The sequence below is a fragment of the Rhodococcus sp. B50 genome, assembly GCF_013602415.1.
Classification (GTDB): domain Bacteria; phylum Actinomycetota; class Actinomycetes; order Mycobacteriales; family Mycobacteriaceae; genus Rhodococcus.
In genome coordinates, this window is record NZ_WPAG02000002.1 from 2,848,004 (window position 1) to 2,868,289 (window position 20,286).

The 20,286-nt window shown below is 68.5% G+C and carries 21 protein-coding genes and 1 riboswitch; of the genes, 10 read left to right on the plus strand and 11 right to left on the minus strand.

From position 1 onward, the window contains the following. The first annotated feature begins 69 nt into the window (after window positions 1-69). Complete coding sequence (locus GON09_RS13445; RefSeq protein WP_213932215.1) at window positions 70-1,746, plus strand: MFS transporter; 1,677 nt, start codon at window positions 70-72, stop codon at window positions 1,744-1,746. A 1-nt stretch (window position 1,747) separates the two neighbouring features. Beyond that, window positions 1,748-2,236, plus strand: a complete 489-nt coding sequence (locus GON09_RS13450) for a DUF2771 domain-containing protein (RefSeq protein WP_213932216.1) — start codon at window positions 1,748-1,750, stop codon at window positions 2,234-2,236. A gap of 64 nt (window positions 2,237-2,300) precedes the next feature. On the opposite strand, the gene GON09_RS13455 is transcribed toward GON09_RS13450, so the two are convergent. Continuing rightward, window positions 2,301-2,708, minus strand: coding sequence for a cold-shock protein (locus GON09_RS13455; protein ID WP_006551677.1), 408 nt, complete (start codon window positions 2,706-2,708; stop codon window positions 2,301-2,303). Window positions 2,709-2,901: 193 nt separating this feature from the next. Between GON09_RS13455 and GON09_RS13460 the strand changes: the two genes are divergently transcribed. From GON09_RS13460 to GON09_RS13470, 3 genes are all read left to right on the plus strand, one after another. After that, a complete protein-coding gene (locus GON09_RS13460; RefSeq protein ID WP_307854369.1) occupies window positions 2,902-3,144 on the plus strand; it encodes a hypothetical protein in 243 nt (80 codons plus the stop codon). Next, the gene (locus GON09_RS13465; RefSeq protein WP_213932217.1) at window positions 3,141-3,533 is read left to right on the plus strand and encodes a YccF domain-containing protein; all 393 of its coding nucleotides are present in this window, start codon (window positions 3,141-3,143) and stop codon (window positions 3,531-3,533) included. Before GON09_RS13460 ends, GON09_RS13465 begins: the two co-directional genes overlap by 4 nt. 287 nt (window positions 3,534-3,820) lie before the next feature. Further along, window positions 3,821-3,995: riboswitch (cyclic di-AMP (ydaO/yuaA leader) on the plus strand. A 10-nt stretch (window positions 3,996-4,005) separates the two neighbouring features. Further along, window positions 4,006-4,596: a resuscitation-promoting factor Rpf1 domain-containing protein gene (locus GON09_RS13470; protein ID WP_213932218.1), complete on the plus strand. Its 591-nt coding sequence runs from the start codon at window positions 4,006-4,008 to the stop codon at window positions 4,594-4,596. Window positions 4,597-4,746: 150 nt separating this feature from the next. On the opposite strand, the gene GON09_RS13475 is transcribed toward GON09_RS13470, so the two are convergent. Beyond that, the gene (locus GON09_RS13475; RefSeq protein WP_006551681.1) at window positions 4,747-4,935 is read right to left on the minus strand and encodes a hypothetical protein; all 189 of its coding nucleotides are present in this window, start codon (window positions 4,933-4,935) and stop codon (window positions 4,747-4,749) included. A 59-nt stretch (window positions 4,936-4,994) separates the two neighbouring features. Here GON09_RS13475 and GON09_RS13480 point away from each other — a divergent pair, with 59 nt between their 5' ends. Further along, a complete protein-coding gene (locus tag GON09_RS13480; protein WP_213932219.1) occupies window positions 4,995-7,274 on the plus strand; it encodes a helicase-associated domain-containing protein in 2,280 nt (759 codons plus the stop codon). Between the two features lie 20 nt (window positions 7,275-7,294). Here GON09_RS13480 and GON09_RS13485 read toward each other — a convergent pair whose 3' ends face one another. The 6 genes from GON09_RS13485 to GON09_RS13510 form a co-directional block, all read right to left on the minus strand. Next, on the minus strand, window positions 7,295-7,771 hold the full coding sequence (locus GON09_RS13485; RefSeq protein WP_213932220.1) for a hypothetical protein: 477 nt from the start codon (window positions 7,769-7,771) through the stop codon (window positions 7,295-7,297). Then, window positions 7,768-9,408: a GMC oxidoreductase gene (locus GON09_RS13490; RefSeq protein ID WP_213932221.1), complete on the minus strand. Its 1,641-nt coding sequence runs from the start codon at window positions 9,406-9,408 to the stop codon at window positions 7,768-7,770. Before GON09_RS13490 ends, GON09_RS13485 begins: the two co-directional genes overlap by 4 nt. A gap of 81 nt (window positions 9,409-9,489) precedes the next feature. Next, a complete protein-coding gene (locus GON09_RS13495; protein ID WP_213932222.1) occupies window positions 9,490-10,845 on the minus strand; it encodes an LLM class flavin-dependent oxidoreductase in 1,356 nt (451 codons plus the stop codon). Window positions 10,846-10,917: 72 nt separating this feature from the next. Further along, window positions 10,918-11,646: an ABC transporter ATP-binding protein gene (locus GON09_RS13500; protein WP_213934440.1), complete on the minus strand. Its 729-nt coding sequence runs from the start codon at window positions 11,644-11,646 to the stop codon at window positions 10,918-10,920. Continuing rightward, window positions 11,622-12,485, minus strand: a complete 864-nt coding sequence (locus tag GON09_RS13505) for an ABC transporter permease (protein ID WP_213932223.1) — start codon at window positions 12,483-12,485, stop codon at window positions 11,622-11,624. The genes GON09_RS13500 and GON09_RS13505 overlap by 25 nt, the downstream gene beginning before the upstream one ends. Continuing rightward, window positions 12,482-13,546 (minus strand): ABC transporter substrate-binding protein, encoded by a 1,065-nt coding sequence (locus GON09_RS13510; RefSeq protein WP_213932224.1) that lies wholly within the window; start codon window positions 13,544-13,546, stop codon window positions 12,482-12,484. Before GON09_RS13510 ends, GON09_RS13505 begins: the two co-directional genes overlap by 4 nt. A 329-nt stretch (window positions 13,547-13,875) precedes the next feature. On the opposite strand from GON09_RS13510, the gene GON09_RS13515 reads away from it, so the two are divergent. From GON09_RS13515 to GON09_RS13530, 4 genes are all read left to right on the plus strand, one after another. After that, entirely contained in the window at window positions 13,876-14,142 is a 267-nt protein-coding gene (locus GON09_RS13515) for a hypothetical protein (protein ID WP_213934632.1), read from the plus strand. A 15-nt stretch (window positions 14,143-14,157) separates the two neighbouring features. Beyond that, complete coding sequence (locus GON09_RS13520; RefSeq protein ID WP_213932225.1) at window positions 14,158-14,325, plus strand: hypothetical protein; 168 nt, start codon at window positions 14,158-14,160, stop codon at window positions 14,323-14,325. 21 nt (window positions 14,326-14,346) lie between these two features. Beyond that, a complete protein-coding gene (locus GON09_RS13525) occupies window positions 14,347-14,505 on the plus strand; it encodes a hypothetical protein (RefSeq protein ID WP_016932728.1) in 159 nt (52 codons plus the stop codon). A 130-nt stretch (window positions 14,506-14,635) separates the two neighbouring features. Next, window positions 14,636-16,294, plus strand: a complete 1,659-nt coding sequence (locus GON09_RS13530) for a DNA repair helicase XPB (protein ID WP_213932226.1) — start codon at window positions 14,636-14,638, stop codon at window positions 16,292-16,294. 13 nt (window positions 16,295-16,307) lie between these two features. Here GON09_RS13530 and GON09_RS13535 read toward each other — a convergent pair whose 3' ends face one another. From GON09_RS13535 to GON09_RS13545, 3 genes are read right to left on the minus strand one after another with little or no spacing between them, the layout of a single operon-like run. Beyond that, window positions 16,308-16,970 (minus strand): response regulator, encoded by a 663-nt coding sequence (locus GON09_RS13535; protein WP_213932227.1) that lies wholly within the window; start codon window positions 16,968-16,970, stop codon window positions 16,308-16,310. Beyond that, the gene (locus GON09_RS13540) at window positions 16,952-18,622 is read right to left on the minus strand and encodes an ATP-binding protein (RefSeq protein ID WP_213932228.1); all 1,671 of its coding nucleotides are present in this window, start codon (window positions 18,620-18,622) and stop codon (window positions 16,952-16,954) included. The genes GON09_RS13535 and GON09_RS13540 overlap by 19 nt, the downstream gene beginning before the upstream one ends. Window positions 18,623-18,670: 48 nt before the next feature. Further along, window positions 18,671-20,038, minus strand: coding sequence for a CitMHS family transporter (locus GON09_RS13545; protein WP_213934441.1), 1,368 nt, complete (start codon window positions 20,036-20,038; stop codon window positions 18,671-18,673). Window positions 20,039-20,286 lie beyond the last annotated feature (248 nt).

Below are 20,286 nucleotides of genomic sequence, written 5' to 3' on the forward strand. Positions count from 1 at the left end.
ACACGCGTCACCCGGGCCACGAGCCGCCCTTGTGTTACAGCCGCTACCGCGTGGGGAAGAATCGAAGACGTGACCGAACCGGACGAGCGACCCGCCCCCGAAGGAGCAGATCGACCTGCCCCGGGTTCGCAGCATCCGGGATACAGCAACTACCCGCCTTCCCGCCGCGTCTCGGGACGTCGCACTCCCCTGCCACCCCTGCATCCCGTCGACCACCTGCGCCGACCTCCGGGTGCGTCGGGTGCCGATCGTGGGGAGTCCTCGTCCGGCACCGACGCACCGCGCGCTCCGCGCATGCCGCGGAAGCTGACGGTCACGCGGGTCGCGGCGCTGCGCAGCCGCGAACTCACCTCGAAGGGCATCGCGACGTTCCGCCGGGCGGCCACAGCCGACGGCGCCGACAAGTCGGGACTGACCGCGCTCACCTACGCGACGATGGCGAACTTCGCCTCCGACGCGGCGATCGCCGTCGCCCTCGCGAACACCCTGTTCTTCTCGGCGGCCACCGGGGAGGACAAGACGAAGGTCGCGCTGTATCTGCTCATCACGATCGCGCCGTTCGCGATCATTGCGCCGCTCATCGGGCCGCTGCTCGATCGATTGCAGCACGGTCGCCGCCTCGCGCTGGCGACGTCCTTCGCGCTGCGCACGGTGCTCGCGGTGGTGCTCGTGTTCAACTTCGACAGCTGGCTGTTGTATCCGGCCGCCCTGGGCATGATGGTGCTGAGCAAATCGTTCGCGGTGCTCAAATCCGCAGTGACACCGCGCGTCCTGCCACCGGAGATCGATCTGGTGCGGGTGAACTCCAGGCTGACGGTCTTCGGCCTGGTCGGCGGCACGATCGGCGCCGGCGCGGTCGCGGCGGCCGCCGCGTGGGCGTTCGGGTCGGCGGGAGCGTTGTGGCTGTGCGCCGGGATCACCGCCTTCGGCGCCTATCTGAGCATGCGCATCCCGGCCTGGGTCGAGGTCACCGAGGGCGAGGTTCCGGCGACGTTGTCGTACCACCGCTCCGATGCACGCACCGAGGTGCTGCATTCCGACACCGTCACCGAAGTGATCGTCACCAAGTCCGGGAAACGGAAACAGCCCCTCGGGCGAGCCGTCGTGACCGGGTTGTGGGGCAACGGCACGATCCGCATCCTCACCGGCTTCCTGACCCTGTTCATGGCGTTCGTCGCGAAGAACACGACCGGACAGGATCCGCTCATGCAGGCCGCGATGCTCGGTGGTGTCGGCGCCGCCGCCGCGGTCGGCAACTTCGCCGGCAATGCGACCGGCGCGCGACTCGCGCTGGGGCGGCCCGCCCTGATCGTCGTGCGGTGCACCGCTGCAGTCGTGGTCGTGGCCGCCGTGGTCGCCGCGACCGGCCATGTCCTGGCCGCAGCGCTGGCGGCGCTCGTCGCGGCGTGCGCCAGCGCGCTGGCGAAGGTCTCGCTCGACGCCTCCCTCCAGCAGGACCTCCCCGAGGAATCGATCGCGTCGGGATTCGGACGGTCCGAGACGGTCCTGCAGCTCAGCTGGGTGTTCGGCGGGGCGATGGGTGTGCTGTTGCCCACCGAACTGTGGCTCGGATTCGCTGTGATCTCCGTGGCGCTGGTTCTCGGATTCGCACAAACGGTGCTGACATACCGTGGGGGGACGTTGCTACCGGGATTCGGCGGCCGTCGACCCGAACGCGTCTCCACCGAGACGGCTGCCGGGCGAAGACGCACCGGCGGATCCCCCACCGAAGATTGGAACAGTTGAGTTGCAGGCTCGGACGAAGAAGACTCTCGCGCTGCTAGTGGTGGCCCTGGTGGTCGTGGTAGCGGGAGTGGCCGCCACGGTGTGGAAACTGGTCGATTCGGCCGAGCCCACGCTCCCGACCATCACCGCGTACGCCCGGGGGGAGACCGTGACGGTCGATCCCGCGCAGCACTGCAATCTCTACCTCGAGGACTGCGTGGAGAACCCCATCGGTCAGCTCGACGTGCCGGCGGGCTACCCGCTGCAGTTGTCGCTCCCGACGGAGATCTCCGATGCTCCGTGGCGCATCCTCACCGTCTACGGCGATACGCAGACCGGCCAGACCTACATCGACGGTGCCATGTTCGAGGCGGGTGCACGGCGGACGCTCACCGTGGAGAGCTCTCCTGAGCTGCAACTGCTCGGCGTCGAGATCCAGTTGCCGTCGGCCGTGGTCGACGAGGCCGGTGAACCGATTGCGCACGCCGTCTGGGCCGTGAAGACCTTCTGAGCCCGGCCGCACGAACGACAGGCCGCCCTCGCCGGTAGCGAGGGCGGCCTGTCGTGTTTCGTCCCTAGTGGTCGAGCTCGCGCGCGATCGCCCGCATGACCTCGGAGATGCGCTGCCCGGTCTTGCGGTCGGGATAACGCCCGCGCCGCAGATCAGGCTGTACCGCTGCTTCGAGCAGCTTGATCATGTCCTCGACCATGCCGTGCAGCTCGTCCGGTGCGCGGCGCTTCTGCTGGGCAGGAGCCTCGCGGCGTCCCTGCCGCAGCGTGGGTTGCTCGAGGAGCTCGACCTTGAGCGCCTGCGGACCCCGGCGACCCACCGCCATACCGAACTCGACGCGCTGGCCGGGCTTGAGCGCCTCCACTCCCTCGGGGAGCGCGGAGGCGCGCACGTAGACGTCCTCACCCTCGTCCTGGGACAGGAAGCCGAAGCCCTTTTCGACGTCGTACCACTTCACCTTGCCGGTCGGCACCGCGCTCACCTGCTCCTCGACAGCTGTGCCCCGGACGGGGCAACCCGTTTACCATGCAAAACAACGCGCCCCGACTCGGTCGAGCGGGACGCGTGGACGCTCCTCAGTGTACCTGCAGGGGTGTGCGTCCCCCCGAATCGTCTTCCCGCTCCCGGACGTCACCACGGGACTCCGCGACGACTACCGTGGTCACGTGGGTACTTCATCTTCGGATTCGTCTGCCGCCCCGCGTAACGGCCTCCTGAAGGCCGCGATCGTGTGCTTCGCCGTCGGCGTGGTGGCCGTCCTCGCCATCTTCCTCACCCCGTTGATCACCGACGGCAAGCCCGGGCTCGTGCTGTATCTGCTGACCCTCGCCTGGCCGCTCGGCTTCGCGCTCGCCATCGCTTTCGCGCTGAGCTCGGGCCGGCGCGCACGGAACGGAGATCGGACATGAGGATCCTCCTCAACATCATCTGGCTGATCTTCGGCGGCCTGTGGCTCGCGCTCGGCTACTTCGCGGCCGGTCTGATCTGCTGCATCCTCATCATCACCATCCCCTTCGGGATCGCGTCGTTCCGCATCGGCGTCTACGCGTTGTGGCCGTTCGGCAAGACGACGGTCGACAAGCCGACGGCCGGCACCGCGTCGCTGATCGGCAATGTCATCTGGATCGTGGTCGCCGGCATCTGGCTGGCTCTCGGACACATCGCCACGGCGATCGCCATGGCTGTCACGATCATCGGTATCCCGCTCGCGATCGCGAACCTCAAGATGATCCCGATCTCCCTGATGCCCCTGGGGAAGGAGATCGTCCCTGTGGATTCCCGTCCGAGTTACATGTGATCTTAATCACATAACAAGGAGATAACAGGCGGGACTCGAAACGGATTTTCGGGTACCCGAACCCCACTACCTGGGACTTTATTCCCTGGTCCGCGCCGCGCGTCTCTGTCGCCGCGTGAATCGGCGCGTTATCAATTGGTGACACTTCGCCCTCGGAACCGTTACCGTCATGTCCGGTCGAACCGCCAGGCTCGGCCGGTCCGGAACCGCCGCGCCAAATTCCTGTCCCGTGGTTCCGGAAATCCCGACGAACGATCCACAGGGGACAGGAAACGGGGGACCCACCGGTCTCCCAGGAACCGATCGGCCCACAGCCGGACGGTGTCCAGGAGGCCCGGGCCGACGCAACCGCGACGGCCCTCGGGGTGAAGCCGAAGGCGCTCCCAACGGAGCGACACGGCCGGGCAACCTCTTCAGCCCGAACCCGACAGCTGACCTCGTAGGTGCGTACGGAGAGGAACACGGAACCGACATGAGCGGACGCCATCGCAAGCCCACCAATACCGGTCGTACCGTCGCGAAGTTCGCGCTGACGGGTGCAGTCCTCGGCGTCACGGGTGTCGCGTTCAGCGGCACCGCCGCTGCCGCCCCCGACTCCGACTGGGACCGCCTCGCACAGTGCGAGTCCGGCGGAAACTGGGGAATCAACACCGGCAACGGCTACCACGGTGGCCTGCAGTTCTCGCCGAGCACCTGGAACGCCTACGGCGGCCAGGAATACGCTGCCTCGGCCAGCCAGGCCAGCCGTGAACAGCAGATCGCCGTCGCCGAGCGTGTCCTCGCCGGGCAGGGCTGGGGCGCATGGCCCTCCTGCTCGTCGAGCCTCGGACTGTCGAGCGCGCCCACCCAGCGCTCCGTCGACGCGGCCCCGAGCGCTCCCGCCGAGACCCCGGCGCCGAGCATCGAGAACGCTGTTCCACAGCTTCCGGAGACCCCCGCTCTCCCCGCCGAGGTCCAGGGCATCCTGGCCGGCTTCGAGCAGGGCGTCACCGCCCTCCAGGACGCCGGCGTCGAGCTCGACCCGAACATCTTGGACGCCGTTCGCGCGGTGCTCCCGCAGTAACACCCCGAACATCCCGGAAAGGCCCCGCACCACTGATGGTGCGGGGCCTTTCCGCATCCGGAACCCGCATGTATCTCTACGAACGACGACGCCCGGCCCCTGGGAAAGGGACCGGGCGTCGTACGGAAGAATCGATTCGGTGATCTGCGATCAGCGGTTGATCACCGTCTTCGGGTGCGTGTAGGGCAGGTCCTCGACCGGCAACGGAAACACGGTGTCCTCACCGTAGGGGGAGAGCGGACCGGATCGCGTGGACGACAGTTCGGTGACAGCGTGCTCACCGTCGGCCAGCTCGGGCCATCCGTGGTCGACGTAATGCTTTTTCGAAGAGGTAGCCATGCGCTCATTTTGGCAGGTGAGTTCGGGGCCTGCTACCGCAGGTCTCTAATCTGGAGGGGATGTCCCCGACCACGCCCGCTCCCGACACCGCCTCGGACTCCCTCGCCCGCTGGCTGGCAGGTCGACGCGACACGGATCTCGCTGCCACGCTGCGCGCCCGGCCCGACCTCGTGGTGCCGCCACCGGCAAGCATGAACGTGCTCGCCAACCGGGCGCAGCAACGCGCCTCGGTGTTCCGTGCGGCCGACGAACTCGACACCGCCACCTTCGGAATCATCGAGGTGCTGGCGCGTCTCGGAGCGGTCGAATCCCCTGTGTCCCGGGCCGCCGTACTCGACGAGGTGTCCGGCCGGATCAGCGCGAGGAATCTCGACCGGATCCTGTCCGCTCTGCGCTCGTTGCTTCTCGTCTGGGGACCCACCGACGAGTTGCGGGTCGCCGCTGCCGCCGTGGACGCCGTCCCGTGGCGCGTGGGACGCAGCAGCGACGCCACCGGTCCGTCCCGGCAGGAACTCGACGATCTCCTTGCGGCGCTACCCCCCGAGCAACGCAGCATCCTCGACACCTTGTCCCGCACGTCCCCGATCGGCCGTACCCGCGACGCCGCGACCGGAACGCCCGCCGATCGGCCCGTGCAGAAACTGCTCGCCGCCGGACTGCTCTTCCGTATCGACGACGAGACCGTCGAACTCCCCCACCGGGTGGGCCAGGCGCTGCGCGACGACGCCCCCTTCGACCCGGCGGCACTCACTCCCCCGCGCGCGCCGAAGCCCACCCGGTCGACTGCCGACGTCAACGCGACCGCCGCCGGCGCCGCCCTCGAACTGCTGCGGCACTGCGAGGACGTCCTCGACACCCTCGGTGCGCAACCTGCCCCCGTCCTCAAGGCCGGGGGACTCGGTGTCCGCGAACTGCATCGCGTCGGGAAGGTTGTCGGTCTCGACGACGAAAAGACGGCTCTGGTCGTCGAGGTCCTCGCCGGCGCCGGGCTGATCGCGCGCGGCCTACCCGACCCGCCCACCCCCGGCGACGACGATCACTGGGCCCCGACCACCGCCACCGACGCGTGGCTCGCCGCCTCCCCGGCCTACCGCTGGGCAGTCCTGGCCGGCGCCTGGCTCGATCTGCCGCGGCGCCCCTGGCTGATCGGCCGGCGCGACCCGAACGACAAACCGGTCGCCGCTCTCTCCGACGAGGTGAAGTCCCCCACCGCCACCCGCGACCGGCGACTCCTGCTCGACGTCCTCTCCGAGGTGCCGGCGGCGGGATCGGACGTCGCCGATCTCCGTGCGGCTGCGGCGTGGCGTCGTCCTCGCTGGGCGGGGCGCTTCGACACGACGAGCGTCGTGGAAACCGTGCGTGAGGCGACGACCCTCGGTCTCGTCGCGCACGGCATGCTCGCGTCGCCCGGCAAGGCGCTGCTGCACGGTGGCGACGCCGAGGCCGAGATGGCTGCCGTGCTGCCCGAACCCGTCGACTACGTGCTCGTCCAGGCCGACCTGACGGTCGTCGCCCCCGGACCTCTCGTCCCCCGACTCGGCGAGCGGATCGCGCTCGTGGCGGACGTCGAATCGGCCGGTGCCGCGACCGTCTACCGGATCGGCGACAGCAGCATCCGGCGCGCGCTCGACGCCGGTCTCGGCGCGAGCGACCTGCACGATCTGTTCGCGACGCATTCCCGCACTCCGGTGCCGCAGTCGCTCACCTACCTGATCGACGACGTCGCGCGTCGCCACGGACGCCTGCGCGCAGGTGTCGCGACGTCCTTCGTCCGCGCCGACGACCCTGCCCTCCTCACCGAGGTGTTGTCCGCCCCGGTCGCCGCGATGCTCGCTCTGCGTGCGGTTGCCCCGACCGTCGCGATCTCGCAGGCGCCGCTCGCCGAGGTACTCACCGAGCTGCGTTCCGCGGGCTTCGCTCCAGCCGGAGAGGACGCTTCGGGAGCGATCGTGGATCTACGGCCCCGAGGGGCCCGTGTCGCGATGCCACGCGCCCGGGCCCGTTACGCCGGACCGACCGCGCCGAGCGACGAGCAGCTCGACACTCTGGTGCGTACGCTGCGCGCCGGCGACCGTGCGGAGACCGCGACACCGACGGCCTCGGCGCGCGGTGACGGCAGCAGGTCCGGGGGCGCGGCGACTCTCGCGCTACTGCAGCTCGCCGTGCACGGCAAGCGCAGCGTCACCCTCGGCTACGTCGACGCCCAAGGGGTGGCGACGCGGCGGATCGTCGACCCGGTGTCGGTGGGCGGCGGACAGGTGCAGGCATTCGACCCGGCGACCGGCTCGGTGCGCAGTTTCGTGCTGCACCGCGTCACCTCGGTGGCACTCGTCGACTGACGACGGAACGCGTGCGGCCGTCAGATACTCGACGGCAGGTCGCGCACGAGCGTGAACGGTGACGCCGCAATCCGCGACGCCGGCGTCGCCACGAACGTGAGACCGAGCAGCGTCCCCTCGTCGACGGGCCGGAACTCGTCGCGCACCCAGCGCCACGGTACCGGCCCGCCCGCTCCGTACGACACGACGATCGCGTTGCGCCCGTCGAGCCACGACGGTTCGAGCGCGACCCGCATGGGCAGCACCTCGCGCAGGGCGCCGTCTCCGTCGTCGAGGAGGTTCACCGCACTTCCGCCGTCGGCGAACCGCTTGCCGTACCAGCGGGGCATCCCCCCGAGCGCGATGGCCCGGGGCGCGGCGACCCTCAGCGCAGCCGGTCCGACGAAGACGGCCCGGTACGTGCCGGCGGCCGGAAGTGCGTCGGCGTGCAGCATCCGGAATCGTTCCTGCAGTCCGCGTATCGATCGCGGCAGCACGTCGGTGTCCCGTGTCGTCATGAGTTCTCCTCGGTGGTGTGCACGAATGTGGTTGTGGCGGTGTGGTCATCGGGTACACGACGCGCGGCGTAGCGCGCCGCGAAGCGTTCGGCCATCGCCGTGATGGTGAGCGACGGGTTGACACCGACGTTGGCGGGGATCGCGGAACCGTCCACGACATAGAGACCCGGATGCCCGAACACCTGGTGGTCGGTGTCGATCACGCCGTCCGTTGCGTCGGTGCCCATCGACGCACCTCCGAGGATATGCGCGGTGATGGATTTGCCACCGACGCTCTCGAGCAACAGGTTCAGTGGTCGTCCGCCGATCGACTCGGCGAACGACCGGGCGACAGCGTTCGCCTGGGGCAGGTAACTCGGCGCCTGCAGACCGGGTACCGCGCGCGAGCGCAGCACGCGCCGCCAGGGTCGCACCGGCGACCGGTCGAACACCAGCCGGATCTCGTTCTCCACGTCCTGCATCACCGTGAACACACTGAGCCGCCGAATAAAGTTGCGCGCGAACATCGTCCGCAGTTGCAGGGCCGGTCGCGACGCCAGGGCCCGCAGCGCCGCCCGCCGTCGACGGCGGGGATCGTCACCGTCCACCAAGGGTCCGAGCTGCAGCCGCATGTGCCATCCCCCGACGTAGCGGTTCTGGGTGACGTGGGTGCGGTCGTCCGGGTAGAACTCGCTCGAGATCGTCGGCCCACGGGTGAGGTCGACATCGACGTCGTCGGCGAGCACGGCGGTGATCGCCTCGGAGTTCGTGCGCACCCCGACGCCGAGACGCTGCGACACGTTCGGCAGTCCCCCGTTCTCCCGCGACCGGAACAACAGTTCCACGGTGCCGAGGACACCCGCGGCGAGGACGACCTCCGGGGCGCGGAGACGCTCACCGTCGGCGAGTTCCACTTCGTACCCGCCGCCGTCGAGCGCGGCGACGGACACCACGCGGCTGTCCGGCCGGATCTCGGCGCCGCGGCGCTGCGCGAGCCACAGATAGTTGAGGTCGAGGGTGTTCTTGCTGCCGTAGGGGCATCCGACGAGGCATCCGCCGCACATCACGCACCCGGTGCGCTCCGGCCCTTCTCCACCGAAGAAGGGATCGGGGACGGTGACGCCCTCGTCTCCGAACCAGATCGCCATCGGCGTCGGACCGTAGGTCTCACCCGCCCCGGCCCGTCGGGCGACGACCTCCAGGTGCTCGTCCATGGGTCCCTTGATCGGGGCGGTCGCGCGGCCGAGCATGCGGGCGGCCGTCCGGTAGTGCTCGGTCAGCTCCGCGCGCCATCCGTCCGGCACCGACGGCCACGCGGGGTCGGTGAAGAACGCGTCCTTCGGTTCGAGCAGCACACCCGCCCAGACGATGCTGCCGCCGCCCACGCCGACTCCCCCGATGATCCCGACGTGGGAGAGGACGCGCTGGGCGAAGAATCCGCGCAGCCCCAGCTCGGGCACCCACAGATAGCGGCGGGGATCGCGGCGGGCCGCCTCGAAGTCGTCGCGGGTGTGCCGGCGACCCTGTTCGAGCACGACCACCTTCCGGCCCTGATCCGTCAGGCGCAGCGCCGCGACGGCACCGCCGAATCCGCTGCCCACCACGAGGACGTCGGCGGCGCCGCCGTCCGAAGCATCCGCCTGGCTCTGCGATGACATGGCGCAGAGCATAGAGGGCGACTCGTCCGGCTGCGGCGTTGACATACACCCTGTAGGTTCGCATCCCCGGTGCGGTGAGCCTCAGCCCTGCGTCGCGAACCCCGCGAGCGACCGTCCGACGGTGAACTGGTTCTCCGGCCGCGGGAGGCCGTAGTGCCCGCGCAGGGTGGATTCGGTGTACTCGGTGCGGAACAGGCCGCGCTCCTGCAGGATCGGCACCACACCGTCGACGAACTTCTCGAGTCCCGACGGCAGCACGGCGGGCATGATGTTGAAACCGTCGGCCGCACCACTGTGGAACCAGTGCTCGATCGTGTCGGCCACCTGCTCGACGGTACCCGCGAAGGTGCGGTGGCCGCGACCTCCACCGAGTCGTTCGATGAGCCGGCGCACCGTGAGATTCTCGCGCCGCGCGAGCTGCACGATGAGGGTGTGCCGGCTCTTGGCCCCTTCGATCTCGTCCTCCGACGGCAGGTTCTCCGGGAGCGGCTCGTCGAGGGCAAGCTGCTCGGGCCGGAGCCCGAACCGTTCGGCGAGCCGGCGGCGGGCGTACTCGGGCGAGATCAGGCGCGCCAGTTCGGCGTCGAGTTCGCGCGCCTCCTCCTCGCTGTCACCGATGACGGGCACGATGCCCGGGAGGATCAGCACCTGCCGCGGGTCGCGGCCGACCTTGCCCACCCGGTCCTTCACGTCGCCGTAGAACGCCTTGCCCTCCTCGAAGGTGGGCTGGGCGGTGAAGATCGCCTCGGCGTACAGGGCAGCGAAGTCCTTGCCGTTCTCCGACGAGCCCGCCTGTACCAGCAGCGGGTAACCCTGCGGCGAGCGTGGGACGTTGAGTGGCCCGGCGACCGAGAAGAACTCCCCCTCGTGATCGAAGGTGTGGACCTTCGCAGAGTCGGCGTGGATCGCCGCGCCTTTGTCGGCGACGATCGCGTCGTCCTCCCAGCTGTCCCACAGCTTGGTCGACACCTCGACGAACTCCGCGGCGCGCGCGTAACGGCTCTTGTGTGCCGGCACGCCGTCGAGACCGAAATTGCGGGCAGCGTCGTCACCGGCGGTGGTGACGATGTTCCAGCCGGCCCGCCCACCGCTCACGAAATCCAGTGACGCGAAACGCCGGGCGAGGTTGTAGGGCTCGTTGTAGGTCGTCGACGCGGTGCCGATGAGACCGATCCGCTCGGTGGCCGTCGCGACGGCGGTGAGGATGACCGTGGGTTCGAGCTTGCCGCTCGGACGATGCTCGGGGTTCGCGAACAGTACGGGACTGTCGGCGAGGAAGACCGAGTCGAACTTGCCGCGTTCCGCGGTGCGGGCGAGCGAGATGTAGTGCTGGATGTCGAGATTCGCATTGGGGTCGCTCTCCGGCAGACGCCACGCGGCCTCGTGGTGGCCGACGGGCATGAGGAAGGCGTTCAGGTGCAATCGACGATCGGTCATGTCTTCTCCTGTCGTGAAATATATTTCGTCACCGCTGGGTAATGCCGCTATGCAATGGCGTCTTCGACACCGTCATGCAATGGCGCCTTCGACACCGAGGGCGGTGAGCAGGTCTTCTCGGATGTCCCGGAAACCGGAATCCGTGATCGAGCGGGGCTTGTCGAGCTCCACCTGGCGGTCGACGGCGATGCGCCCTTCGACCAGCACGACGATCCGGTCGGCGAGCACGATCGCTTCATCGACGTCGTGGGTCACGAGCAGCACGGTGGGCCGGTGCGCGCGGACCAGATCGTCGAGCAGGCCGTGCATCCTGATGCGTGTGAGGGCGTCGAGCGCGCCGAACGGTTCGTCGGCGAGCAGGAGCTCGGGCTCCCGCACCAGGGCCCGGGCCAGCGCGACACGCTGTTGTTCCCCGCCCGAGAGTTCGAGCGGCCACGCGTCCTCACGTCCGGCGAGACCGACCTCGGCGAGCATCTCGGATCCGCGGCCCCGTCCCTGCTTGTCGAGGCCGAGGGTGACGTTGTCGAGCACGCGCAGCCAGGGCAGCAGGCGAGAGTCCTGGAAGGCGACGGAAACCCCATCCGGTACCGCGAGGGCACCGCCGCGGATCTCTATGTCGTAGTCGAGTCCGGCGAGCGCCCGCAGCAGTGTGGACTTCCCGGAGCCGCTCCTGCCGAGCAGGGCGACGAACTGTCCCTCGGGGATCTCGAGGTCGAGCCCGTCGAGTACGTTCCGGTCGCCGAAGCCGCGGACGAGGCCCCGGATGCGTACGGCGCTCATCCGCCCAGCGTCTTCCGCCAGGCGAGCGCGCGACGCTCGAGCAACCGGAGGCCGGCGTCGGACGCCAGACCGAAGACGCCGTAGACGAGCAGGCCGACGAGGATGACGTCGGGCTGACCGTAGTTCTGGGCGTTGAACATCATCTTGCCCAGGCCGTTCACGGCGTTGATGCTCTCGACCACGATCAGGGTGAGCCACGCACCGGTCACTGCCAGGCGCAGGCCGAGGAAGAATCCCGGCAGTGCTCCCCGCAACACCACCTTCCACACGAACTGCGCGCGGGTGAGGCCTAGCACCTCGGCGAGTTCGACGAAGCGCTGTTCGATGGCCGTGAGGGCATTGTGTGTCTGGATGTAGATGGTCACGACCGTCCCGAGCGCGATCACCGTGATCTTGAACGTCTCACCGATCCCGAGCCACAGGATCAGCAGCGGGATGAGGCCGAGCGTCGGAATGGCACGCTTGAACTGGACAGGACCGTCGATCAACGCTTCACCGGTGCGTGTCAGGCCGGACGCGAGTGCGAGCACGGTGCCGATCACGCATCCGATCACGAAGCCGAACACGGCACGGCTCAGCGATGCGAGGATGTGCTGCTGCAGAGTGCCTTCCGCGATGAGTTCGACGGCGCTGGTCACCACGGTCCAGGGAGCCGAGAGCTTGCGGTCGTCGATCCATCCCGTACCCGAACCGATCGCCCATACGGCGAGCAGCAGGACCACTCCGGTCATACGCGAGAACGGAACGGCCTTGCGCAGACCGAGCCGCCGGAGCGGTCTGATCCCCTCCGTCGGCGGTGGATCGACGACGGGCTGCGTGCGGGTTCCGATCTCCACCGGTTGCGTCAGCGTGCCGGTCACGAGTCCGATCCCTTCCGATACTCCTGCGGAACAGATTCCGCGGCAATGGATTCGAATCTTCGATCGAAGATCTGCTCGACGTCGAACTCGTCGAACCATCCGGCTTCGTCGAGGAGCGCCGAGGTCTCCTGGGTCCACTCGACCGCGAAGTCCCAGTCGGTGGGGTAGGCCGGTTTCTGCCCGACGGTTTCGATGATCCGCCTGCCGTCCTCGTACGACACCCCCTCGCTCTCGACGTAGTACTTCCGGATCCACTCGTCCTGGTTTTCCCACGCCCAGACGTCGCCCTGCGCCCACAACGGGATGAACTCCCTGATCGCCGCAACCTTCGCAGGGTCCTCGAGCACGGACACCGGAGCCCACAGGACGCTCAGCGCATCGACCTCCGGAGTGAACACTCCTCGCGCGCCCTCGTTTTCGTACTGGTTCAGGTACTTGGTAAGGGTCGGTTCCGCCAGTGGCGCGACGTCGACCTGTTTCGCCTGGAGCGCCGTGAGGAACTGCGTGCTCGGCAGTTCGACGAACTCCACCTCGTCGAGGTCGATTCCGGCCGACTTCAGTGTCCGGAGCACGACGACACCCTGGGCCTGCCCCGGCGACAGTGCGATCTTCTTGCCGCGCAGTTCATCCAGCGTATCGATGTCGGAACCGGGGGCGGTCGCAAGCGAATACTGCGGCGCGTCCTTCTCGCGTACGGCGACGATTCTGGCCTCGAGTCCGGTGGCATGGGACTGGATGGGCGGAATCGCCGCATTGACCGCGAGATCGACTGCGTCGCCACGGAACGCCTGTATGACGTCGGGGCCGGCCGAGACATCCGGCCAGTCCGACACCGTGAACGGCAGCTCGTCGACGCGGCCGGACGCCTCGAGCTGGATACGGGTGGGCTTGACCGCGATGCTCAACGATGTCCCCGGTGGAATGTCCTCGGGGAGTGCGGCGTCGGCGGACAGTCCCCCCGTCGAACCGCCGGCGCATCCGGTGAGCACGACACTCAGCGCGGCGGCGACCACGATCGGGGCGCGCGATCTTCGGGCGCGCACGAGTGAGGACACGGTCATGAGAACTCCTTGCGAAGGTGAGAATCGCGACGTCACGCAGAATGCGCCGACGCGCGCGACGAGAAGAGGAGCGGGCACCCGTACGGGCCCGATCTCGAAATCAGAGGTCGCGGTGCAGAGAACAGTGACAGTGCGGGCAACCGCGGAACCGCGACCGGTACACCACGCGACACACACGGTCGCCGAGATGCGAGACCGCGCGGCCTGCGGTCACGGTCCGTACCATCGCACTCTCCCCGCCTGCCCCGGCTGTGAGCTTTCCCTGTCTGCACAGCATCGCCGGTCACGGTAGCCGTCGCGCGAAACTCCCCGACAGGGATCGACGCACCGTGAAATCAATTCCGGGACTCGGGCGCCGCAATCTTTCTGCATTGTGTTCGGGTGGCGCACAGAATATTTCGAGTGACTGGCTTTTTCTCGGAAATGACGTATGGTGTGGTCCTGTCGAGTGGTTGTTCATCGAAGATGGAGTGACAATGGCCGACAAGGGCAAGAATCCGAAGAAGCCTGCGAAGTCCCTGAAGGAACGTCGACAGGAGAAGCGGCAGAAGACCGCCGAAGCCGGAGAGTTCATTCGTAAGCGGAAGCGGAGCTGAATCCACTTGCAGGCCATGGATATCGAGATCGCAGCGCTCGAAGCGCTGTACGAGAAGGTAAGTGGGTTGTCCGGTCGGGAGTCGGGCACCGACGCGCAGCGGCACGGGTATCGGGCCGCATTGGCGCGTGCGCGTGTGTTCGTTCTCGACGAGCGTGCCGGCGCGATGAAACAGCCGGCCTGAGAACAGAGAATCGGTACTGGAATGAAGCGGACGCTGCATGCCCTGGACAGGATCCAGGAACGACTCGAATCGGAACTGGATTCGAGGCCTCCCGCCTCCGAGAAGGACGCCGGTTACCGGTCGGGAATCTCGGAGGCGCTGGTGTGCGTGATGGAGGTGCGGCAGTCGCTCGCACGGTGAATACGCCGTGAAGCCGGGTCGGCCGTGCATTCCCCCACAGGGAGCACACGGCCGACCCGGCCGTGGTGGCGCGGTGCGGCCCGAACCTGGAGAATGGGAAAGTTCAACTTTCCATCCACAGGAGGCACTCGTGGCCGACGGACCGCTCATCGTCCAGTCCGACAAGACCGTGCTCCTCGAGGTCGACCACGAACGGGCGAACGAGGCGCGGCAGGCGATCGCCCCGTTCGCCGAACTCGAACGCGCCCCCGAGCACATCCACACCTACCGGGTGACGCCGCTGGCGCTGTGGAACGCCCGTGCCGCCGGTCACGATGCCGAGCAGGTCGTCGACGCGCTGGTCTCGCATTCCCGCTTCGCCGTCCCGCAGGCGCTGCTCGTCGACATCGTCGACACCATGAGCCGCTACGGGCGTCTCCAACTGGTCAAACACCCCGCGCACGGCCTGACCCTGGTCAGTCTCGACCGGGCGGTGCTCACCGAGGTCCTCCGGAACAAGAAGATCGCGCCGATGCTCGGCGCCCACATCGACGACGACACCGTGATCGTGCACCCGAGCGAGCGCGGACGCGTCAAGCAGATGCTGCTGAAGATCGGTTGGCCGGCGGAGGACCTCGCGGGCTACGTCGACGGCGAGGCCCACCCCATCTCGCTGGACTTCGAGACGAACCCCTGGCATCTGCGCGACTACCAGGAACTGGCCGCCGACTCGTTCTGGGCAGGCGGCTCGGGTGTCGTAGTGCTGCCGTGCGGCGCCGGAAAGACCATGGTCGGTGCCGCGGCAATGGCGAAGGCCGGCGCGACGACGCTCATCCTCGTGACGAACACCGTCGCCGGACGGCAGTGGAAGCGCGAGCTGATCGCCCGCACCTCCCTCACCGAAGAGGAGATCGGCGAGTACTCGGGTGAGAAGAAGGAGATCCGCCCGGTCACCATCGCCACTTACCAGGTGATCACCCGCAAGTCGAAGGGCGAGTACCGCAATCTCGAGTTGTTCGACTCCCGCGACTGGGGGCTGATGATCTACGACGAGGTGCACCTGCTGCCGGCCCCGGTCTTCCGGATGACCGCCGACCTGCAGTCCCGTCGCCGTCTCGGCCTCACCGCGACTCTCGTGCGCGAGGACGGACGCGAAGGCGACGTCTTCTCGCTCATCGGCCCGAAGCGCTTCGACGCGCCGTGGAAGGACATCGAGGCCCAGGGCTGGATCGCGCCCGCCGACTGTGTGGAGGTCCGCGTCACCCTCACCGACGCCGAGCGTATGGCGTACGCCGTGGCCGAGCCCGAGGAGCGGTACAAGCTGTGCTCGACCGCCCGTACCAAGATCCCCGTGGTGCAGTCGATCCTCGCGCAGCACCGGGATGCACCGACGCTGATCATCGGCGCCTACATCGATCAGCTCGACGAGCTCGGTGAAGCGCTCGACGCCCCGGTCATCAAGGGTTCGACGAAGACGAAGGAACGCGAGGCGCTGTTCGACCGGTTCCGCAACGGTGAGCTCAAGGTGCTGGTGGTCTCGAAGGTCGCGAATTTCTCCATCGATCTGCCGGAGGCCTCCGTCGCCATCCAGGTGTCGGGAACGTTCGGATCGCGTCAGGAGGAGGCCCAGCGTCTCGGGCGGCTGTTGCGTCCCAAGCACGACGGCGGGCAGGCCCACTTCTACTCCGTCGTCTCGCGCGACACCCTCGACGCGGAGTACGCCGCGCACCGCCAGCGGTTCCTCGCCGAGCAGGGCTATGCGTACCGGATCACCGACGCCGACGACCTGCTCGGACCGCAGATCGGCTGACGCGGATCCCGGCTTACGCGGGCCGGTACTCCTGTTCGGGACGTCCGGTGGTGCCGTATCGCAACTGCATCCGCAGCTGTCGTTTCGCGACGAGGGCCGCGAGATAGCGCTGGGCGGTTGCGCGCGACACCCCGATCGTCACGGCGACCTCTCCGGCCGACAAGGGTTGGTCCGACTCCTGGAGTGCTTGCATCACAAGCTTTTCGGTGACCGACTGCGGGGTCGCCGCGCGGCTGGCCGGTAGTACCGGCCGCAGTGCCGCCAGTGCCGTGTCGATCTCGGCCTGGGTGAGTTCCTCCCCCGCGACGACTCTGCGGTACTGCGCGTAGGCCGCCAGGCGACGGGCCAGTTCGGTGCTCGCGAACGGCTTGACCAGGTACACCAGCGCGCCGGCGGCGAGCGCCGCCCGCACCGTCGTGCCCTCGCCGGCGGCACCGAGCACGAAGCTGTCGCACTCGAGACTCCGGATCAGGTCGATCCCGGACCCGTCCGGCAGGTAGACGTCCACGAGGGCGAGATCGACGGGACCGGCCCGCACCGCGTCCCGGGCCGCCGCGAGGCTCCCGGCGACCGCCGCGACCTCGAACCCCGCCACCCCCGACACCACGGACGCGTGGAGATCCGCGACCCGGAAGTCGTCGTCGACGACGAGGACCCTCAGATCCGTTCCGCCCATCCCGCATCTCCCTCGTCGAGCACTCCGGTCAGTGTCGCCAGGAACACCGCGCCTCCGGTCGGATTGTCCGGGGTGCGCCGCCCGCCACGGTCCGCGAGCACGACGTCGCCACCGTGCAACCGTGCGACGCGCCGGGCCAGCGCAAGTCCCATTCCGCGGCCACCGGGCACGGTCGAACCGCTCCGGGTCGTCGCGCCTTCGGCGAAGACGTCGGGCAGAGCGGCATCGACGCCGTCGCCCGTGTCCGCGACACTCACGTGCAGATCGGCGCCGTCCTCCACCAGTTCGACCTCGACCTCGGCCGGGGTGTGCCCGCTAACGCGGGCGGCTTCGATCGCATTGTCGAGCAGGTTGCCGAGCACCGTGGTGACGTCGACGGGCACCCGCACCGTCGCGTGCACCCAGGTGTTCTCGCCGAGCACGAGGGCCACTCCCTGCTCGCGCGCATGCGCCGCCTTGGCGGCGAGGAAGGCGTGCAGATAGGGGTCGGCGAGCGCGTCGGCCCCCTCGAGTTGTTCGCCGAGCGGACCCGAGCCGAGGATCTGCTCGATGTACTCGACGGCCTGATCCGCACGTCCCTGACGGAGCAGGCCGTCGATGAGATGGAGCCGGTTCGCGAATTCGTGCCGTTGTGCCCGCAGCGCTGTGCTCATCGACTTGACGGCGTCGAGTTCACGCGTGAGCGTTTCGATGTCGGTCCGGTCGCGCACCGACATCACCGTGCCGAGGTCGCGGCCGTCGCGCACGACGCGCCGCGAGACCACGACGACGACCCGGTCACCCGTGGTCGCCGCGACCGGGATGCCGTCCGCGGTACGCAGCACGTCGAGCAACCGCGGAGTCATCCCCAGAGTGTCGACGCTGTGGCCGATCCCGTCGTCGAGATCGAGCAGGCGGCGCGCCTCGGCGTTGACGACGGTGACGGTGCCGCCGGCATCGGTGCCGACGACTCCCTCGGAGATGCCGTGCAGCACGACCTCCTGTTCCCTGACCAGTTCGGTGAGCTGCTCGGGTTCGAGTCCCAGCGTGAGCCGTTTCCAGCGGTTGGCCAGCAGCAGCGATCCGACGGCACCGCACACGAGTGCCGCGAGCGCGATGAGGGCGGCGTCGGCAAGGTCGCTGCGCAGATCGGATCGCACCCTGTCGGTGGCGATGCCCACGCTCACCTCCCCCACCACCCGGCCCGAGGACGGATCGGTCACCGGAACCTTGGCGCGTACCGAAGCACCGAGCGTGCCCGACTCGCTCGTCACGACCTCGCGTCCGGCGAGGGCCTCGGCCGGATCGGTACTCACTCTCCGTCCGAGCTGCTCCGGATCGGGATGGGCGAGCCGGAGCCCCTGATCGTCGGTGACCACGACGAACAGCGCCCCGGTGGCGCTGCGAACGGCCTCGGCGGCCTCCTGCACTTCGCCGGACGCGAGCTCGGGGTTGTCCGGTGAGACCAGCCCGTCGTCGGCGGCCGAGTAACGCGCGACCTCACCGCGAAGGGCCGCGTCCGCGGAGACGGACCTGGCGATCGCGAGCGCCCGCTGGCCGTGTTCGTCGGTGACCCGGTCCTCGGTGGTGGTGGCGAACACCGTGAATCCGATGCCCAGCGTCACCGCCACCACCGCGGACTGGAGCAGCAGCACCTGGGTGCGGAGTTTCACGGCGCCGTCCCCGTTCGTCCCATCTGCCCAGTGTGACCCGGCCGCATCTCACCCGAACGGAATCTGCCCGAGGAGTACCCCCACCACGAGCATCGCGACCGACACCACCCCGGCGCGCCACAGCACCTTGCGGTGATGGTCGGCCAGCGGCACCCCGGCGAGGGTCACCAGCAGCAGGATCGCCGGAACCAGCGGACTCTGCATGTGTACCGGCTGGCCGGTGATGGACGCGCGTGCCATCTCGACCGGTTCGATGCCGTACTGGGACGCCGTCTCGGCCAGGACGGGCAGCACTCCGAAGTAGAAGGCGTCATTGGTCATGAAGAAGGTGAAGGGAATGCTGAGCAGACCTGTGATGACCGCGAGGAACGGACCGAGTGTGTCGGGGACGACCCCGGTCAGCCACAGCGCCATGGACTCGACCATCCCGGTGCCCTGGAACACTCCGGTCAGGACCGCCGCGGCGAACACCATCGCGACGACCGACACGATGCTCGACGAGTGCCGCGCGATCGCGGCGGACTGGTCGACCACGCGCGGGAAGTTCACGGCCAGCGCGAGGCCCGCCGCGATCATGAACAGCACGGGGATCGGCAGGATGTCGAGGCCGAGGACGACGAGCAGTGCCACCGTGAGCAGTGCGTTGAAGGGCAGCAGCCGCGGACGCAGAGTCGGGCGGTCGGGGTCGAGGCCGGCGGCGAGCTGCCCGACCTCTCCGTCGGTGGCATCCGTGTCTCCGCCGACCGTGCCCACCCCCGAAGGACCGGCGCCGAGCGACACGACCTCGGGCTTCCACACGAGCCGCCCGATGCGGCGACGTTCGGTGACGCCCAGATGTGCAGCGAAGCCCAGGACGATGACGAGTCCGACGACGAGCGACGGAATCATCGGGACGAAGACCTCGGACGGGGACAACCCGAGGGCGCTCGCGGCGCGCACCGTCGGTCCACCCCACGGGATGATGTTCATCGTGGCGTTCGCCAGCCCGGCGACGACGGTGAGGACGACGGGGCTGACCTTCAGTTTCAGGTAGAGCGGCAGCAGCGCGGAGGTGGTGATGATGAACGTCGTGGACCCGTCCCCGTCGAGGGAGACGACCATCGCGAGCACCGCGGTGCCGATCACCAGCCGTGCCGGGTCGTCGCGGACGAGTCGCAGGATGAGCCGCACGAGCGGATCGAACAGGCCGACGTCGATCATGATCCCGAAGAAGATGATCGCGAAGAACAGCAGGGCCGCTGTCGGGGCGAGACTTTCGACGCCGTCGACGATCATGTCGCCGATGCCGGTACCGGCTCCGGCGATCAGACCGAACGCGACGGGTACCAGGATCAGGCCGACGACCGGCGTGGCCCGTTTCGACATGATCAGGTACATGAACGTGGCGACCATCAGGAAGCCGAGGACGACGAGCATGGCGGTGCCCACTTTCTGACGTGATCGGAGCCGGCCCGGGCACACGTCGGCCACAGGCCGCTGTCGCGACGGGGCGTGGGTGTGGAGTCCGGCACCGAGAGAGGTTCGTGTGGGTCGGCTCCGAGAGCCGTAGGGAATGTGTGATCTCTGCTACATCAGAGTGTGTGACCGCGCCCCTCTCCGAGTCACTGTTGAGCGCGATAGCACCGTTGTGCGCATTCTGCTCGAGACCGTCCCACTCGGTCCCT

Excerpts from the sequence above, each read along its gene's own strand:
- GON09_RS13465 (WP_213932217.1), top strand. The coding sequence starts at position 3,141 with ATGAGGATCCTCCTCAACATCATCTGGCTGATCTTCGGCGGCCTGTGG.
- GON09_RS13470 (WP_213932218.1), top strand. The coding sequence starts at position 4,006 with ATGAGCGGACGCCATCGCAAGCCCACCAATACCGGTCGTACCGTCGCG.
- GON09_RS13475 (WP_006551681.1), bottom strand. The coding sequence starts at position 4,935 with ATGGCTACCTCTTCGAAAAAGCATTACGTCGACCACGGATGGCCCGAG.
- GON09_RS13480 (WP_213932219.1), top strand. The coding sequence starts at position 4,995 with ATGTCCCCGACCACGCCCGCTCCCGACACCGCCTCGGACTCCCTCGCC.
- GON09_RS13485 (WP_213932220.1), bottom strand. The coding sequence starts at position 7,771 with ATGACGACACGGGACACCGACGTGCTGCCGCGATCGATACGCGGACTG.
- GON09_RS13490 (WP_213932221.1), bottom strand. The coding sequence starts at position 9,408 with ATGTCATCGCAGAGCCAGGCGGATGCTTCGGACGGCGGCGCCGCCGAC.
- GON09_RS13495 (WP_213932222.1), bottom strand. The coding sequence starts at position 10,845 with ATGACCGATCGTCGATTGCACCTGAACGCCTTCCTCATGCCCGTCGGC.
- GON09_RS13510 (WP_213932224.1), bottom strand. The coding sequence starts at position 13,546 with ATGACCGTGTCCTCACTCGTGCGCGCCCGAAGATCGCGCGCCCCGATC.
- GON09_RS13520 (WP_213932225.1), top strand. The coding sequence starts at position 14,158 with ATGGATATCGAGATCGCAGCGCTCGAAGCGCTGTACGAGAAGGTAAGT.
- GON09_RS13525 (WP_016932728.1), top strand. The coding sequence starts at position 14,347 with ATGAAGCGGACGCTGCATGCCCTGGACAGGATCCAGGAACGACTCGAA.
- GON09_RS13535 (WP_213932227.1), bottom strand. The coding sequence starts at position 16,970 with ATGGGCGGAACGGATCTGAGGGTCCTCGTCGTCGACGACGACTTCCGG.
- GON09_RS13545 (WP_213934441.1), bottom strand. The coding sequence starts at position 20,038 with ATGCTCGTCGTCCTCGGCTTCCTGATGGTCGCCACGTTCATGTACCTG.